Below are 15,371 nucleotides of genomic sequence, written 5' to 3' on the forward strand. Positions count from 1 at the left end.
TTCCCATGGCGGCCAAGATCCGGGTCGATCAGCTTTTGGTGGATCGGGGGCTGGTGGAAAGCCGCTCCCGCGCCCAGGCTTTGGTCATGGCCGGGCTCGTCTTCTCGGGCGAGCGCCGCATCGATAAGCCCGGCACCGCACTGGCCGAGGACTGCGCCCTGGACCTGAAGGGGCAGGACCATCCCTGGGTGTCGCGCGGCGGGCTGAAGCTGGTTCGGGCGCTGGAAGAGTTCGCCATCGATCCGAAAGGCCTGGTGGCGGTGGATGTGGGGGCATCCACCGGCGGCTTCACCGACGTGCTGCTGACCCACGGAGCCGCCAAGGTCTATGCCGTCGATGTCGGCCACGGGCAACTGGCCTGGAAGCTGCGCAACGATGCCAGGGTGGTGGTGATGGAACGCACCAATGCCCGCCATCTGACCGCCGGGGAGATTTCCGAGCCGGTGGACATGGTGGTGTGCGACGCCAGCTTTATCGGGCTGGAGACCGTGCTGCCCGCCGCCTTGGCCCTGGCCGGTCCCGGCGCCGTCCTGGTGGCGCTGATCAAGCCGCAATTCGAGGTGGGCAAGGGCAGGGTGGGCAAGGGCGGCGTGGTGCGCGAGCCGGAACTGCATGCCGAGGTCTGCGAGCGCATCCGCCAATGGCTGGCGTCGCGACCCGGCTGGAGCGTGGTCGGCCTGACCGAAAGCCCCATCAAGGGACCGGAGGGCAACAAGGAATTCCTCATCGTCGGTCGGTATCTGCCATGTGCTCCCGCTTCGAGCTGAACGCCAACTCCCGCCAGGTGACGGCGCGGTTCAATCTGCTGGCTCCGCCGGGCATGCCCAACCGCGCCGAGACGCGTCCCACCGATTCCGCCCTGGTGATCGGGGTGGGCGGCGCCTCGCTGGCGCGCTGGGGCTTGGCGGTGGAATGGGATTCCCGGCCGCTGATCAATGCCCGCTCCGAGACATTGGCCTCGCGGCCGACCTTTCGCCGCTTGCTGGGCTGTCGGGTGCTGATTCCCGCCTCGGCCTGGTGGGAGTGGCGGGCGGAGGGAACGCGGCGGATCAAGACCAAACTGGCTCCGGCGAAATCGGGGCTGTTCGCCTTCGCGGGCCTGTTGGATGGTGAATGCTTCACCATGATTACCTGCGCCGCCCCGACCGAACTGGCGGAGGTGCACGAACGCATGCCGGTGATCCTGCCGCCCGAGGCAGAGGCGGCCTGGGTGGACCCGGCGGTGCCCTATGCCGAGATGGCGCCGTTGCTCCGCCCCATGGCGGGGCCGTTCACGATCGAGGCGGAAGCGCCACCTTCGCCGGTTCAGGGCAGCCTGTTCTAAAATGCCGCCCTTCCGCCTCATTACCAAAGATTAATCGCCGGGAAATGCTGCGGTAATCTCCAATGCGTCATTGTCTGGTCCTAGGATTGAAGACGGTGTTCGGCGGAAAGTTTGCGCTCCCCGCCGCCACGGCTTCCGATCCCGGCGGACCCGAACTCCCCGCCCGACGGTGCCCGTTCGTCCCCCCCGAACCGGGCCCGACCAAATAGACGGATGCATCCCCCTGCATTCGGACACCGGAAAAAAAGGCCCCCGCGTCTCCCCCCCTGGCGCGGGGGCTTTTCCGTTCTCCGCTTAGGCGCTAAGGTCGATCCAGGAAAGGTCGAAGGTCTCCATGCGAATCCTCCTCATCGAAGACGACAGCGAAGCCGCGGCGTATATGGCCAAGGGCCTGCGGGAGGCCGGTCATGTGGTGGACCACGCCGCCACCGGCACCGACGGGCTGTTCCTGGCCACCTCCGAGCGGTGGGATGCCATGATCATCGACCGCATGCTGCCCGGTCTGGACGGGCTGGCCATCATCCAGGCCATCCGCGCCGACGGCAATACCACGCCGGTGCTGGTCCTGTCGGCCCTGGGCAAGGTGGACGACCGGGTCCGGGGCCTGAAGGCGGGCGGCGACGACTATCTGGTCAAGCCCTATGCCTTCGCCGAATTGCTGGCCCGCATCGAGGCGTTGTCGCGCCGCGTTTCCGCCGCCCAGCCCGAGACCCGTCTCAAGGTCGAGGATCTGGAGATGGATCTGCTGGCCCGCTCGGTGGCGCGCGGCGGCCAGGCCATCGAATTGCAGCCCCGCGAATTCCGTCTGCTGGAATATCTCATGCGGCATGCGGGCCAAGTGGTCACGCGGACCATGCTGCTGGAAAATGTTTGGGAGTATCATTTCGATCCCCAGACCAATCTGATCGACGTCCATATCTCGCGGCTGCGCCAGAAGGTGGACAAGGATTTCGAACTGCCGCTGATCCATACGGTCAGGGGCGCCGGATACACGCTTCGTGCGGCCCGCTAGCGCCAGTCTCCTCCGCACCACCACCTTCCGGCTGGCACTCAGCTATCTGGGCATCTTCACGGTATCGGCCGTCGCCTTGCTGGTGCTGGTATCGTGGAGCACCACCATGTACATCGAATGGCAGGTGCAAGAAACCGTGGAGGCCGAGGCCAACGGCCTGTCCGAGGTCTATCGCGACCGCGATCTGGTGGGCTTGTCCGAGATCATCGGCCAGCGCATCCGCCAGGATATGGATGGCCGCAGCACCTATCTGGTCATGGGCCTCGACGGAGTGCCGCTTGCGGGCAATCTGCGGGCATGGCCCAGCGAGGTCGGCTCGCAATTGGGATGGGTGCGCTTTCGGATCATGCCGGTGGGAGGGCTGGGGCCGGGCGCCGAGGTGCTGGCCCAATCCTATGAACTGGCCGACGGCTATCGCCTGCTGGTGGGCCGCTCGCTGGCCGATGCCAAGCGGGTCAAGTCCGCCATCAATCGGGCGCTGGGCTGGGGCTTGGCGCTGACCATCCTGCTGGGCGTGGTGGGCGGCTATTTCACCAGCCGCCACATGCTGCAGCGAGTCGAGCAGATGAGCCGCACCGCGCGCGGCATCTTCGGCGGCGATATGAGCCAGCGCATGACCCTGTCGGGCTCCGACGACGAGTTCGACTCGCTGGCCGAAAGTTTCAACGAGATGATGGACGAGCTGGAACGGTTGCTGGAAGGCATCCGCACCGTCTCCGACAATATCGCCCACGACCTGCGCACCCCGCTCAACCGACTGCGCTCGCGCATCGATCTCGTCTTGCTGGGCACGCCGGATTGTGACGGCTATCGCCGGACGCTGGAAGAAACCCTGGCCGAGGCCGACAACCTGTTGGCCACCTTCAACGCCATCCTGACCATCTCGCACGCCGAATCGGCGGCCCGGCTGGAGCGCTTTCAGCCGGTGGATCTGGCCCAATTGGCGGCCGATGTGGTCGAGCTTTACGAGCCGCTGGCGGAAGAGAAAGAGGTCGTTCTCAGTTATCGCGCCGAGCCTGGACCCATGGTGAAGGGCGACCGCCATCTGCTGTTCCAGGCCATGGCCAATCTGGTGGACAATGCGGTCAAATATACGCCGCCCAAGGGTTTCGTGACAGTGGCGGTGACCGCCGCGCAGGCAGGGGGCGGGGTGGAGCTGGTGGTGGCCGATTCAGGGCCGGGTGTCCCCGAGGAGGCGCGGGAGTCGGTGCTGGAGCGCTTCGTCAGACTTGACGCGACGCGAACCACCCCCGGCAATGGGCTGGGCCTGTCTTTGGTCAAGGCGGTGGCGCGGCTGCACGGCGCCAGCCTCGTCCTCGACGACGCCCATCCGGGCCTGGAGGTCAGGCTTAAATTCCCCATGACGACAGCTATGTCCTAATGCATGGGGGGAAATAGTCGAAATGTGACTTGGATCAAGTCAGACTGTTGGAGTCGGCGAGATTGATCTAGTCTGCGCCGGGAAATCGGTAATTTCCATCGCGGTCCCTGGAGTGCCCTTAAACTGTCGACCGACCCGTCATCTTCTCCGGTGAATTCACCTGCAGCGGGCGCGACGACCGAGCGCATGGCGCGTCATGCCGTCATTTGGACCATGACGATCGCCACCGCCGTGTTGTGGGCGTTGTTCTGGCTGTGGGCCCACGATTTCAAGGGGAATCACATCTCGCGGATGGAACAGGTGCTGGATCGCCAGCGGGGGGCGGTGGCCGAGCAGGTCAACGGCATTTTCAAGATCACCGAGACCTTTCTGGTGGCGGCCAATCGGTGGGTGTCGGACCACCCGGAGCGCGATCCGCGCACGGACCCCGACTTCGCCGCCCTGGTTCGCGACTTCCAGCGGATTACCAACGAATCCATGCTGGTGCGTCTGGTGGATGAGGACGGCACCCTGCACCTGGTCCCCGAGGCGCCCGGCGCCAAGCTGGCAAACGTGGCCGACCGCGACTATTTTCGCGAAGCCATGGCCCATCCCCCCGGCGATATTTTCATCAGCGCGCCTTTCCGGGGACGCTCCACCGGATTGTGGGCGCTGTCCGTGGCAACCAGAATGTCACGTCCCTCCCACGGCGCCACCATCGCCTTCGTGGCCATCGAACAGTCCTTGTTCAATTCCGCCTTCGCCAAGGGCCGAATCGGCGAGGAGGGCAGCATCTCCCTTGTGCGGCGCGACGGCGTATTGTTGGCCCGTTCGGCGACCAATCCCGGTGAGCTGGGGCGCAACCTGTCCCAATCGCCGGTCTTCACCGAGGGACTTGCCAAATCGGGTGACGGCGTCTTGTTCACCCAGGGACAACTGACGGACGGTGTCCCCAAGCTGATCGCTTTCGGGGCGCTGCCTAATTTCCCGCTGGTGGTGACCGTTGGAGCCAGCATGGACTCCGTGGTCGGCGAATTGCGGGCCACCGTCATCAGGGTTGCCATGATCATGGCCCTGGTCAGCGTGCTGATGTTCTTGGCCACGCGAAAGATATTGTCGCTGCTAGACGATCTGGCCGCCAGCCGGAGCCAGCTCACCGCGTCCCGCGATCAAATGGCGGCTGAAGTCGAGGAGCGGCGCCATATCGAGGCGGCATTGCAGCGCTCCAACGGCGACTTGGAGCAATTCGCCTATATCGCCTCGCATGATCTGCAAACGCCGCTTCGCAATATCGTTCGCTACGCCCAATTGCTGGAGCGCCGCTATCAGGGGCATCTGGAACCCGATGCCCACGACTTCATCGAATTCATCGTCGATGGCGGCAAGCACATGACCCAGCTCATCGGTGATCTGCTGGAATATTCCCGGATCGCCAGCCAGGCAAAGCCATTGGACCGGTGTTCGTCCAAGGATGCGGCGGATCGGGCCGTCAATAATCTTCGGGTGCAGATCGAGGAAGCGGGCGCCGAGGTGGTGATCGGCGAGCTTCCGGAGGTGATGGCCGATGACGCCCGCCTTGTCAGCCTGTTTCAGAATCTATTGGGCAATGGGCTTAAATATCGCTCGCCCGAGCGGCCGTCCAAATTGTCGGTGACGGCGGAACGCGCCGCGCGGGGCACTTGGCGCTTCGCGGTCGCCGATAACGGCATCGGCATCGAGCGGGAATATTTCGAAAAGATTTTCCAGATCTTCCAGCGCCTGAATCCCACGTCTGAAACCGAGGGTACAGGCATCGGCCTGACTCTTTGTCGTCGTATCGTCGATCGCTTCGGCGGTGCTATCTGGTTGGAGTCGACTCCCGGCTCCGGCACTACGTTTTTCTTTACTCTCGAGGGCGGTTATCATCATGAAGGAGACAACAATGCGTAATGTATTTTTCGCCATGACCATGGTCGTTGGAATGCTGGTGGGCTCGGTCGGAGCCATGGCGGCGGGTGCCATCGCGGTGGACGACGAGGCCGGTTCCAAGGCCGACGAGGTCGGCTATGGCATCGGAACCGGCGCGACCCGCGAGGAAGCGGGCATCGACGCCAAGCGGGAATGCAAGAAGGCCGGCAACAGCGAATGCAAGGTCGCGGTGCGTTACGACACCTGCGGCGCCTATGCCGCTTCGCGCAGCTATTCGGGCATCGGTTGGGGCAGCACCGAAGGCGCCGCCAAGGCCAACGCACTGGAAGCTTGCGGGGCTGGTTGCAAGGTCGTCGTCTCGGACTGCCAGTAATCCGGTCGCCTATCCCTCTCCCCTTGCGGGAGAGGGATAGGCATCCCGTTATTGTTTGGTCGGGCGCGGCATCGGCGGTTCTTCCGCCGATGCCGTCGGCTCGGTCGGCGGGCTCGGCTTCGCGGTCGCCTTGGGCGGGGCGGGCAGGGGCTCGGCTTCCACTTCCGGCAGGGGGACCGCGCTGTCATTGGGCGCGGGCTTTGATTTCGTCTCGACGGGGGGCTTGGCTTCCCCTTGCGCCTTCGCCGGGGGTGTCGTGATGGGCATGGGAGCCGCATCCTCCACCTTCGGTTCAGGCGGCTTGGCCGTGGGCGCCACCGCCACCGACGGCTGGGCCGCTTCCAGTCTCGGGATCAGGCCACTCATCACATTGGTCGCGAGGTTGTGGGCGATGGCCGCGGGTTTGGGCGGCTTGCGCTTTTTCTCGAAACCGGATGGTGTTGCCTTGTAGTTGTTGTTGGCCCGTTCGGGGCCGAAGCCTTCGTCGTCGTCATCGGCAATATCGAAGCCGCGCGATGTGGCGACCGCCTTGTCGGTACGCTGCCATTCCTTCAGCGAGCGGCTATTGACCATGGCGACGATCCTGCCGGTCTTGACGTCGAGAATGCGGGCGCGCAATTCATAGCCGGTGGTCGCCTTGGGCTGGTCGGCCACCAGGACTTCCACCAGCAGGTCGGCCATATTCTGCAAGGCCATGATTTCCACCGTGCGGGGATCGATATCCTCGCCGCCGGCCCCCATGATCCGCATGATGGCGGTGCGGTCCACCACCAGGGCGTCGGCCGTGAGGAAGGGGGTCAGGAAGCCGTCCTGGAATTCCCATTCCCAGGTTTCCGGCCGCGACTGGCGGGCCTGCTCGTCGGCATTGCGGCGCTGGGTTTCCACCGTGCTCTGCTTGCTGCCCGACTGCTTCAGGGCAAGGTCGCCCTCGGTGGTATTGGCGGACTTGTCGGTGGAGATGGTGCGGCTTTCGCTATACCACTGGGCCATGGTGTCGGTCAGTTGCCGATTCCAGTAGAAGGCCAGCCGAGGCCGCCCGCCCTTGCCATAGGCGTCGGCGAATCGGGCGATGACGTCGGTTTGCGGCTTGAACGGATCGGGCCGAACGCCGGTGTCGAAGCCCGGACTCCCTTCCGGCGCGGCGGCGCGGGCCGGTGGGTCTGCCTTGGCCGGGGCCTGATAAGGCGGAACCTTGGGGCCGACCGTCTGGGCCGAGGCGGCGCCGCCGAGCAGGACGGCGGCCATCAGGCAGGCGAGGGGGGAGAGCTTCATTTGGTTTCCCTCATCTCGATCATGTAGCCGTCCACGGTCTTGTCGCCCATGGACAGTTCGCGGTAGGCCGACGAGGTGCGTGGCGACAGATGGAGACGCTGCCAGGCGCTGACCGGCTCGGAGGCTACGCCGGTGCTGTCATAGAACTGGGTGCGCGCCTCGGCGGTTTGTTGAAAATCGGTGCAGTTGACCACCTGGGCGACGACCTCCACCGTGCCGGTGGCGGTCCGCCGCGCCGCGATGGAGCGGACATAGAGCTTGTTCATGATGGCCGGGTCGGTGATGTTCACCGAATTCATCGGCATTTCCTTCAAGGGCGAGCTTTCGCCCGGCACCATGGCGGGACCGGGCACCAGATCGCGCTGGCCTGAGATCCGCGACATGTCGCAGTGGGGGGCGGGCTCCATGGAGGCGCAGCCGCCGAGCAGCAGCAGACCGAGAACGGGGGCAAGCAGGCGTCGCATGGGGATCACTCCTTGGAATCCCGGCCCGTGGCGGGCGGGGAGGCGGTTACCAGCGCCGCAGGCGAGGCCGGAGCCGCCGGGATGATGACCGGGCTGGCCATGATGTCGGCGGGGACGCTGTTGGGGGCGCGGGGATTGCGGGGGATGGCGGTTCCGTCCTTGATCCAGACCAATCCGCAGCGGCCCGCGCGCTGAATGGGAATGTCGCGGCCGCCCAGCATGGTGCCGCCGGGCGACTGGAATTCCACCCGCAAAGCGGTGACCTTGTCGGAAAGCGTCATGGTCAGACCCTGGACCCGGTCGGACAGATTGTCCCAATAGCGGGTGTCGGCCTCGGATTCAATGGCATGGGCGGTCAGTTTGGACAGCAGGCCGATCAAGGCCAGCCCGCCCGCCGCAATGGCGGCGCCCTGCTGGACATCCTCGGCCCTTTCGCGATCCTTGCGTTTGGTGCCGCGCCGAGGGCCGCTTTCCGTGGCGACCTTGGCCGCCAGGATGGCGCCGATCAGGGCCGCATTTCCGACCGTGTCGGCGACGGATTTGTATTCCGCCTTGCCTTCCAGGATGGCGTCGAACTGACGGCCGCCGCGCGTCGAGGCCTGACGGTAGATGTCTTCCAGCAGGACCGCGGAATCTTCCGGATGATCCTTGGGATGATCGGGGTCGGTCCAACTGATGCGGGCGGTCTCGGTGGAGCCGCTGCGCTTGATCCTGAGACGCGCTCCGTCGGAGATCTTGACCGGGGCGTCGCCGGTCTCCACCAGCACCAGGACGTTGTCCTTGTCGCGGGGCAGCGGCGCATCCTTGTTGATGGCGCGGAATTCCTTGAAGTCCTCGGCGGCCAGCGAGGCGTTGCCGGAACAATGGGCGGCCCAGCCCTGGAGAAAGGGCATCAGGGCGAAATCGGCGCGGTATTGCTGTTCCTCGGCGAAGGCGTCTTGCAGCATGCCGCCCTTGAAACTGGCCCTGGCATTCTCGAAATCTCCGGCGCGCAGGTAGAGCAGGCCGCGATAGTAATAGGCCATCACCCGCTCGTAGGGTTCGCCCTTGAAGTCCTTGACCTGTTCTCGGGTCAGGAGTTCGCGCGCCTTCTTGGCCTGTTCGTTGTCGGCGTAAACCGCTTCGATGCCTTGCAGTGCGTCGTCGAACAATTGCTCGGACAGTTGATTGCGCCCCAAGGCGAAGGTGGCCAGTCCAAGACGCATGTCGTTGAGGACGCGGTTGCGCTGGCCTTGGGCTTGGGCGATGAAGAAATGGCGGCGTAATTCTGTCGGCTTGTCGTCCAGATAGGCGTGGACGCTGCCGAGGTCGGGGCTGGTTTCCTGCTCGCGGGCGGTGACGCAGCCGACCGTCATGGCCGCCGCGACCAGGCAGCTCGTCAGTCGTGATGCGCCCGCGGCGGCCATTGCCTTGTTTCCTAGCGATAGATGATGTCGTCCTGGGCGGCCTTGGCGAATTCGTAGATGCCGCTCCAGACGATTTCCGAGGTTTCCAGATCCACCATCTCGAAGATGATCTGGTTATAGCGCTGCATCATGCCGGTCTTGGGATCGCGTGAGTCCAAAGAGGTGATGCGCCCGCCCAGCCGGTAGTCGCCGCCCTTCTGGGCGCCCGCCGCGGGCAGGGTGGCCTTATCCACCGTGCCTTGGCGCTTCAGATCGCGTTCCTTGGCCACCATGTCGGCATAGTGGCGCCCGACGAACTGCATCCGTCCGGCGGCGGCCCGGTTGAGGCCGACCCGCAGGCGGTCGGTGATGGAGTTCTTGTTCAGCCGCGACGAGCTTTCATTGTGAAAATATTCGGAATCGATGATGACGTTGGGCGGCATCGCCGCATTGGCCAGCCGGGGCTGGCTCAGCATGTCGCGCAGCATCTGGTCGGTCATGGCGATGACGTCCTGGCTTTCGATGCCGACGCCCTTGACCGGCCCCGAGGTGCCGGGATCGATATAGACGGTGGGGGCGCCCGCGGTGTTGTCCACCCTCTGGCAGGCCGCCAGGGCGAGCGCGGCGGCGATGGCGACGGACAAGGCATAGGGACGGCGCATGGAACGTCTCCGGTTGAATAGGGTTCTAGGGTTATGGTCCCCCTGAATTCAGGCGATCTTATGGCAATCGGGTGGTGCTTGCATCCGCCGAAGTGAGGTACAGTCAATACCCTAGCCCGTATTGGAGTGACGGTGTCCGTGTCAAATGTTCAGCATGCCCTTTTGGTGGAGGACAGCGCGACCCAGGCGCTGCTGACCTTGGCCGAGTTGGAGAAGCTTCCCGACATCGAGGTCGAGCATGCCGTCAGCCTCGCCGCCGCCCTGGAAGCCATTTGTCGGACCCGGTTCGACGTGGTGTTCCTTGACCTGACGCTTCCCGATTCGGTGGGGGAAGAGACGGTCAAGCGGTTCTGCGACGCAGCACCCGACTTGGCGGTGGTGGTGCTGACCAATCACGACGACGATGCCCAGGCCTTGCAGTCCTTGGAGCAAGGCGCTCAGGACTACATGCTGAAGGGGCGCATCGACGCTCAATCGCTGTCGCGTTCGCTGCGCTATTCCATCCAGCGCAAGCGGGCCGAGATATCGGTACGCGACGCCCGCGACGAGGCGCTGAGGGCCAACCGCCAGCTTGAGCGGCGCATGCGGCAGATCAATTGCCTTTATGGCGTTTCCCGTGCGTTGGAGTCTCCGGAACTGCCGCTTCGGGTCGCCATGGAAGAAGTGGTGTCGCTGATTCCCTCGGCTTGGCTGCGGCCGGAAAGTATCGGTGTCCGTCTGACCTGTCTGAACGGGCTGTTGCCGGGCGGCATCGTCGAGACCTCCGACTTCATGGACACCCAGTGGCGGTTGGAGGCCCAGGTTTTCGCGGGGGCGCGTCCCGCCGGTCGCATCGAGATTTGCTGGCCCGAGAGTCGCCCCCCGGAAGGGGACGAGGCTTTCGCCGTCTCCGAGCGCGATCTGGTGCGGGAATTGGCCCGTCGTGTCGGCCAGGCCCTGGAACGGGCCTGCGTCCAGAAGGAACTGGTTCAGCTCGCCACGGTGGACTTCCTGACCGCGGCCTATAACCGCCGCCACTTCATGGCGGTGACCGGGGCCGAGGTCCAGCGCGCCGGACGCTATGGCCGTCCGTTGTCCCTGCTGATGCTCGATATCGATCACTTCAAGCGCATCAATGACGAACGTGGCCATGCCGCCGGTGACGAGGCGCTGAAGGCCTTTGTCATCGTTTGTCGCGAAGTGTTGCGCGATCAGGATATCGTCGGCCGCATGGGCGGTGAGGAGTTCGCCATCGCCTTGCCGGAAACCGCCATGGAAGCGGCCCTGGTGGTCGCCGGACGGGTGCGCGCCCATTTGGCGGAGATGGAACTTCCGGTCAGCGGCGGGGCGCCGCTGCGCCTGACCACCAGCATCGGCGTCGCCGAGTGCAAGATCAGGGACGGCGAGGGACTTGAAGCCTGCCTGGGTCGGGCCGATGCCGCGCTCTATCGCGCCAAGGCGCTGGGCCGCGACCGGGTCGAGGCGGCGGAATAGAGCGTCCTGCGTCACATTCGACGCTGGGTGCGATCAGCGGTCGCTGAGACCGCGGCCAAGCAAGCGGAGCTTGCGCCCGGCGAGGGGCAAACATGACCGAATTCAGGCGAATTTGAAGGAGCCGCCGCCGTTACGCTTGACCGCATACATGGCGGCGTCGGCCATGCGCAGCATTTCCGCCTGGGATTTTGTGTCGTCGGGGAAGACGGCGATGCCGATGCTGCAACTGATGGATTCCATCATGCCGCATTCGGCGGCGGTGCGGGTTTGCACCGTTCTCAGGATGTTGGCGCCCAGGCGGGCAAGCCCCTGCTTGTCGCGGATATTCTTCATGATGACGACGAATTCGTCACCTCCCACACGGGCGACCGTGTCGCTGGCGCGCAGCGAGCTGACCAGGGCGTCGGCGGTGACCTGAATCAGGCGATCGCCTGCTTCGTGGCCCTTGGTGTCGTTGACCAGTTTCAGCTTGTCCAGGTCGATGACCATGACCGCGAATTTCTCGGCATGACGCGCCGCGAAGCGATGGGTCTCGTCCAACCGATCGAACAGCAGGTTGCGATTGGCCAGTCCGGTCAACTGGTCGTAAAGCGCCCGCTGGCGCAGGCGCAATTCCTTGTATTTGCGATAGATGGCGTATTCGATGGCTTGGCGCAGGTCGCCGCCGCTGAAACGACCCTTGATGACGTAGTCGTCGGCGCCGTGGCGCAAGGCCTCCAGGACGAATTCACGGTCGTCGAAGGCGCTGACGACGATGACCGGCGTGGTGACATGGCCGAAATCGACGCGGGCCAGCACATCCTTGGCATTGCCGTCCTTGACCAAGTAGTCGAGCAGGCAGATCTCGAATTCCTTGGTGTTCAGCGCGTCGATGGCGCCACTGCAATCGACGGCGCGTTCCAGCACCAGCTTGTCGCCGTAAATGGACTGGAGAACGTTTTCGCAATACATGAAGTGGATGAGATCGTCTTCTACCAGCAGCACCCGAAAGGGTGACTTGGAACAGACCTCTTCGGGGTCTTGGAAGGCTACGGGGTCGGCTCTGGTCATTAACATGAGGCGGCTCCCGCTGCTCGCACTGCTAGTATTTGATACTACCAGCAGATGGGGGATTTAGCCATCATTGAAAGTAAGGACGCATCCCATACGGAGGTCAAGGTCAGCGATCATCGCGATGTATATGTGCCAGTAATCTTGCGGCCGGTCGTGGATAAATGCTCGACGTCGGAATAGGTCATGGTGCTCGGGCTATTCTTTAGCTTTCGAATATCAATTAAAAATCCATCGATAACATCCGTGGTATGGCCAAGGGTTTTGGTAACGCGTCCCGACATTTCCTCGCAGACCGAGTCCAACTTCACAAGGCTGCGGAAATTGGTCTCACCACTGGCCCTGCTTTCCCGAAAGGACACCAGCAGAGCGTTGCATTCCCATTCAATGGTCGCGGCAAGACGCTTGATCCGCTCTACCGCGATGGCCGTAGCCGCATCCTGCTTCGCCTGCAGGTAGCGGTCCGGGGGCACCCCCTGACCACGGGCCCGCATGGGGTTTGGAACCTGGAATTGGGTGGCGGAGGTCGCTCCGGGGCGCGGCGAGGTGCGGCGGTCGGGGCCGATATAGTCGTGGGTCACCACGAAGGGCTTGCGCCGTTCCACCAGCATCCTAAGCCTGTTCATCAACTGATCCGGCGCGAAGGGGATCAGCAGCAGGTCGTCGGGGCCGCTGTCCATGGCCGCGCGCACCTTGGGCTCGTCGCGCGACGACAACAGCATCACGGTGACGATGAACGGATCCTTGCCCAGATTTCCAGCACGCATCTGCCGCAGGATATAGGTGGCGTCATTGGCCTCGATCTCCTGATTGACGATCAGGAAATCGTGATCGCCTTCCTCGCAGGCCTTGTGGGCGGCAAGAAAGGTGTTGGCCTCATTGATGGTGCGAACGCCGATATTGTTCAACGCCAGTCGAATGCCCTGGCGCAGCAGTCCACTGGGTTCGCAGACCAAGGCCTTGACCCGGGACAGGTCAATGGCCTGGGCTGGGGAGCTGGGGAATTTGGGAGCAAGATCGGCCATGGGAATGAGAAACCACCGAACGTCAGGGTGAAAAACGGATGACGGTGACAAGCCTCCGCTGCATGTCGACGGCGCTATTTAGAGCATCCCAATGCCGAATTGCAATGCATCCGCTCACATGCCGACATGAAAAAAAGTGGCGAGGCTCGGTCCGTTAACAGGGTGTTCACAATGCAGTCAAGGTTCTGCATCGGATGTCCGTCCAACGGTTACTTGCGCTCTTCATATAAACTTTCGAGTGTATCGCCGAACTTCTGGCGAATCATGTGGCGGCGAATCTTCAAGGTCGGCGTCAGCAGGCCATTATCGATGGAGAACGACTCGTCGGTCAGCACGAAACGGCGGACTCTCTCCACCGCAGACAATTGGGAATTCACCCGATCCACCGCAAGGGCGATGGCGTGGCGAAATCGGGGGTCGTGAACGACGCCGACGCCGTCGCCGCGGCCTTGTGCCCGCGCCCAGCTTTCCATCCATTCGCCGTCGGGTACGATCAGGGCCACCAGATGGGGGCGGCGGTCGCCATGGACCATGGCCTGCGCGATTTCGGGCTGGAGGGTGAGGAAGCCCTCGATGCGCTGGGGCGCCACGTTGTCGCCGCCGGAATTGACGATGATGTCCTTCTTGCGATCGGTGATGCGGATGGACTGGTCGGGATCGATCACGCCGATATCGCCGGTGTGCAGCCAACCCTCGGCGTCGATGGCAAGGTGGGTGGTGTCGGGGTCGCGCCAGTATCCCTGCATGACCAATTCGCCGCGCACCAGGATTTCGCCGTCCTCGGCGATTCGGACCTCGACTCCGTCCAGGGCGGGGCCGACGGTCTCGATGCGGACGCGGCTTGGCCGGTTGCAACTGACCACCGGGGCGGATTCGGTCTGGCCGTAGCCTTGGAGAATGCGCACGCCCAGGGCGGTGAAGAACATCCCGACCTCGTAGGGCAGCGGGGCGCCGCCCGAGACGAAGGCCTTGAGGCGGCCGCCGAACCGCTCGCGCACCTTGGCGCGCACCAAGCGGTCCAGCACCCAGTCGGCCACGGTGTCCAGCGGTCCCAGCCGCCCGTCCTCGATCCGCCGGGTGCCCAGGGTGACGGCGGCGTGGAACAGGCGTTGGCGCAGGGAAGGGGCCTTGGCGACTCCCTTCAGGATGCGGCTTCGCATGCTCTCGTAGAGGCGCGGCACCGCCGTCATGATGGTGGGATGCACTTCGGCCATGTTGGCGGCCAGGTGCTCGATGCCTTCGGCGTAGTGGATTTGCGCCGCGATGGCGATGGGGAAATACAGTCCGGCGGTGTGCTCGTAGGCATGTGACAGCGGCAGGAAGGACAGGAAGACGTTGTCCTCGATGCCCAGCTCTTCCACCACTTTGATGGCGCCCCAGCAATTGTGCAAGATGGCGCCGTGCGACAGCATGACGCCCTTGGGCACGCCGCCGGTGCCCGAGGTGTAGATCAGGCAGGCGGTGGAATCGCGGCGAACCTCTGCGATCTTTTGGCGGATTTGCTCGGCCATGCCCGCCTCGCGGCCCATGGTGAGCACCGAGCCCCAGGAATGCAGATCGATGCCGGTGGATTGGGCCAGCGGCGGCGGTTCCAGGGCGATGACGGCGGGCTGGCGGTCGGCCCGTCCGGCGGCGGCCAGCGCTCGCTCGGCCAAATGGCTGGTGGACACGATGACCAGTCGCGCCCCGGAATTGTCCAGGATGTGGAGGTGGTCGGCCACGGTGTTGGTGGTATAGGCGGGAACCGTGATGGCGCCCGCCGCCATGATGGCCAAGTCGGCCACCGCCCATTCCGGCCGGTTCTCGGAAATCAGCACCACCCGGTCGCCCGCCTCGATGCCCAGGCAGGTCAATCCGGCGGCCAGGGTGAGAACCTCGTCCATGGTCTCGGCCCATGATCGGGCCTGCCAGCACCCGCCGCGCTTGGCCCACAGGAACGGCCGTTCGCCCATGCATGCCGCCTGATCCAGGAACATGGCGGGCAGGCTGGTGGCGGCGCGAATATCGAGCATGCGCGAAACTCCCTGTTCGACGCCTTCAGTCATACCTATATTCGCGGTTCG

Annotated in this window: 14 protein-coding genes; 7 read left to right on the forward strand and 7 right to left on the reverse strand. The window is 64.2% G+C overall.

Features of this window, described 5'->3' with window-relative positions:
* Positions 1 to 5 precede the first annotated feature (5 nt).
* The 6 genes from CU669_RS12515 (at position 6) to CU669_RS12540 (ending at position 5,977) form a co-directional block, all read left to right on the forward strand.
* Complete coding sequence (locus CU669_RS12515) at positions 6 to 767, forward strand: TlyA family RNA methyltransferase (protein ID WP_112145190.1); 762 nt, start codon at positions 6 to 8, stop codon at positions 765 to 767.
* The gene (locus CU669_RS12520) at positions 746 to 1,324 is read left to right on the forward strand and encodes an SOS response-associated peptidase (protein WP_112145192.1); all 579 of its coding nucleotides are present in this window, start codon (positions 746 to 748) and stop codon (positions 1,322 to 1,324) included. Before CU669_RS12515 ends, CU669_RS12520 begins: the two co-directional genes overlap by 22 nt.
* Positions 1,325 to 1,658: 334 nt before the next feature.
* Positions 1,659 to 2,336, forward strand: a complete 678-nt coding sequence (locus CU669_RS12525) for a response regulator transcription factor (RefSeq protein WP_112145194.1) — start codon at positions 1,659 to 1,661, stop codon at positions 2,334 to 2,336.
* Positions 2,323 to 3,717: a sensor histidine kinase gene (locus CU669_RS12530; protein ID WP_112145196.1), complete on the forward strand. Its 1,395-nt coding sequence runs from the start codon at positions 2,323 to 2,325 to the stop codon at positions 3,715 to 3,717. The genes CU669_RS12525 and CU669_RS12530 overlap by 14 nt, the downstream gene beginning before the upstream one ends.
* Before the next feature lie 186 nt (positions 3,718 to 3,903).
* A complete protein-coding gene (locus CU669_RS12535; protein WP_239988696.1) occupies positions 3,904 to 5,625 on the forward strand; it encodes a sensor histidine kinase in 1,722 nt (573 codons plus the stop codon).
* Complete coding sequence (locus CU669_RS12540) at positions 5,618 to 5,977, forward strand: DUF4189 domain-containing protein (protein WP_112145198.1); 360 nt, start codon at positions 5,618 to 5,620, stop codon at positions 5,975 to 5,977. Before CU669_RS12535 ends, CU669_RS12540 begins: the two co-directional genes overlap by 8 nt.
* 48 nt (positions 5,978 to 6,025) lie before the next feature.
* On the opposite strand, the gene CU669_RS12545 is transcribed toward CU669_RS12540, so the two are convergent.
* The 4 genes from CU669_RS12545 to CU669_RS12560 are packed head-to-tail and all read right to left on the reverse strand — an operon-like array spanning position 6,026 to position 9,760.
* On the reverse strand, positions 6,026 to 7,249 hold the full coding sequence (locus CU669_RS12545; protein ID WP_112145200.1) for a hypothetical protein: 1,224 nt from the start codon (positions 7,247 to 7,249) through the stop codon (positions 6,026 to 6,028).
* Positions 7,246 to 7,713 carry a putative periplasmic lipoprotein gene (locus tag CU669_RS12550; RefSeq protein ID WP_112145202.1) on the reverse strand — a complete coding sequence of 156 codons (468 nt, stop codon included), beginning with the start codon at positions 7,711 to 7,713 and terminating at the stop codon, positions 7,246 to 7,248. Before CU669_RS12550 ends, CU669_RS12545 begins: the two co-directional genes overlap by 4 nt.
* A 5-nt stretch (positions 7,714 to 7,718) precedes the next feature.
* A complete protein-coding gene (locus CU669_RS12555) occupies positions 7,719 to 9,119 on the reverse strand; it encodes a hypothetical protein (RefSeq protein ID WP_239988697.1) in 1,401 nt (466 codons plus the stop codon).
* An 11-nt stretch (positions 9,120 to 9,130) separates the two neighbouring features.
* A complete protein-coding gene (locus CU669_RS12560) occupies positions 9,131 to 9,760 on the reverse strand; it encodes a penicillin-binding protein activator LpoB (protein WP_112145204.1) in 630 nt (209 codons plus the stop codon).
* 138 nt (positions 9,761 to 9,898) lie between these two features.
* Between CU669_RS12560 and CU669_RS12565 the strand changes: the two genes are divergently transcribed.
* Positions 9,899 to 11,233, forward strand: coding sequence for a GGDEF domain-containing response regulator (locus CU669_RS12565; protein WP_112145368.1), 1,335 nt, complete (start codon positions 9,899 to 9,901; stop codon positions 11,231 to 11,233).
* Positions 11,234 to 11,335: 102 nt separating this feature from the next.
* Here the strand turns inward: CU669_RS12565 and CU669_RS12570 are convergent, their stop codons facing one another.
* The 3 genes from CU669_RS12570 to CU669_RS12580 all read right to left on the reverse strand — a co-directional run bounded on the left by CU669_RS12570 (position 11,336) and on the right by CU669_RS12580 (position 15,320).
* Positions 11,336 to 12,289 (reverse strand): two-component system response regulator, encoded by a 954-nt coding sequence (locus CU669_RS12570; RefSeq protein ID WP_112145205.1) that lies wholly within the window; start codon positions 12,287 to 12,289, stop codon positions 11,336 to 11,338.
* Positions 12,290 to 12,399: 110 nt separating this feature from the next.
* Positions 12,400 to 13,308 carry a response regulator transcription factor gene (locus tag CU669_RS12575; RefSeq protein ID WP_112145207.1) on the reverse strand — a complete coding sequence of 303 codons (909 nt, stop codon included), beginning with the start codon at positions 13,306 to 13,308 and terminating at the stop codon, positions 12,400 to 12,402.
* A gap of 209 nt (positions 13,309 to 13,517) precedes the next feature.
* On the reverse strand, positions 13,518 to 15,320 hold the full coding sequence (locus CU669_RS12580) for an AMP-dependent synthetase/ligase (protein WP_112145370.1): 1,803 nt from the start codon (positions 15,318 to 15,320) through the stop codon (positions 13,518 to 13,520).
* Positions 15,321 to 15,371 lie beyond the last annotated feature (51 nt).

The organism is Paramagnetospirillum kuznetsovii, from assembly GCF_003284725.1.
Classification (GTDB): Bacteria; Pseudomonadota; Alphaproteobacteria; order Rhodospirillales; family Magnetospirillaceae; genus Phaeospirillum; species Phaeospirillum kuznetsovii.

Coding starts and splice junctions, on each gene's coding strand:
- CU669_RS12515 (WP_112145190.1), top strand. CDS start 6: ATGGCGGCCAAGATCCGGGTCGATCAGCTTTTGGTGGATCGGGGGCTG.
- CU669_RS12520 (WP_112145192.1), top strand. CDS start 746: ATGTGCTCCCGCTTCGAGCTGAACGCCAACTCCCGCCAGGTGACGGCG.
- CU669_RS12525 (WP_112145194.1), top strand. CDS start 1,659: ATGCGAATCCTCCTCATCGAAGACGACAGCGAAGCCGCGGCGTATATG.
- CU669_RS12535 (WP_239988696.1), top strand. CDS start 3,904: ATGGCGCGTCATGCCGTCATTTGGACCATGACGATCGCCACCGCCGTG.
- CU669_RS12540 (WP_112145198.1), top strand. CDS start 5,618: ATGCGTAATGTATTTTTCGCCATGACCATGGTCGTTGGAATGCTGGTG.
- CU669_RS12545 (WP_112145200.1), bottom strand. CDS start 7,249: ATGAAGCTCTCCCCCCTCGCCTGCCTGATGGCCGCCGTCCTGCTCGGC.
- CU669_RS12550 (WP_112145202.1), bottom strand. CDS start 7,713: ATGCGACGCCTGCTTGCCCCCGTTCTCGGTCTGCTGCTGCTCGGCGGC.
- CU669_RS12555 (WP_239988697.1), bottom strand. CDS start 9,119: ATGGCCGCCGCGGGCGCATCACGACTGACGAGCTGCCTGGTCGCGGCG.
- CU669_RS12560 (WP_112145204.1), bottom strand. CDS start 9,760: ATGCGCCGTCCCTATGCCTTGTCCGTCGCCATCGCCGCCGCGCTCGCC.
- CU669_RS12570 (WP_112145205.1), bottom strand. CDS start 12,289: ATGTTAATGACCAGAGCCGACCCCGTAGCCTTCCAAGACCCCGAAGAG.
- CU669_RS12575 (WP_112145207.1), bottom strand. CDS start 13,308: ATGGCCGATCTTGCTCCCAAATTCCCCAGCTCCCCAGCCCAGGCCATT.
- CU669_RS12580 (WP_112145370.1), bottom strand. CDS start 15,320: ATGCTCGATATTCGCGCCGCCACCAGCCTGCCCGCCATGTTCCTGGAT.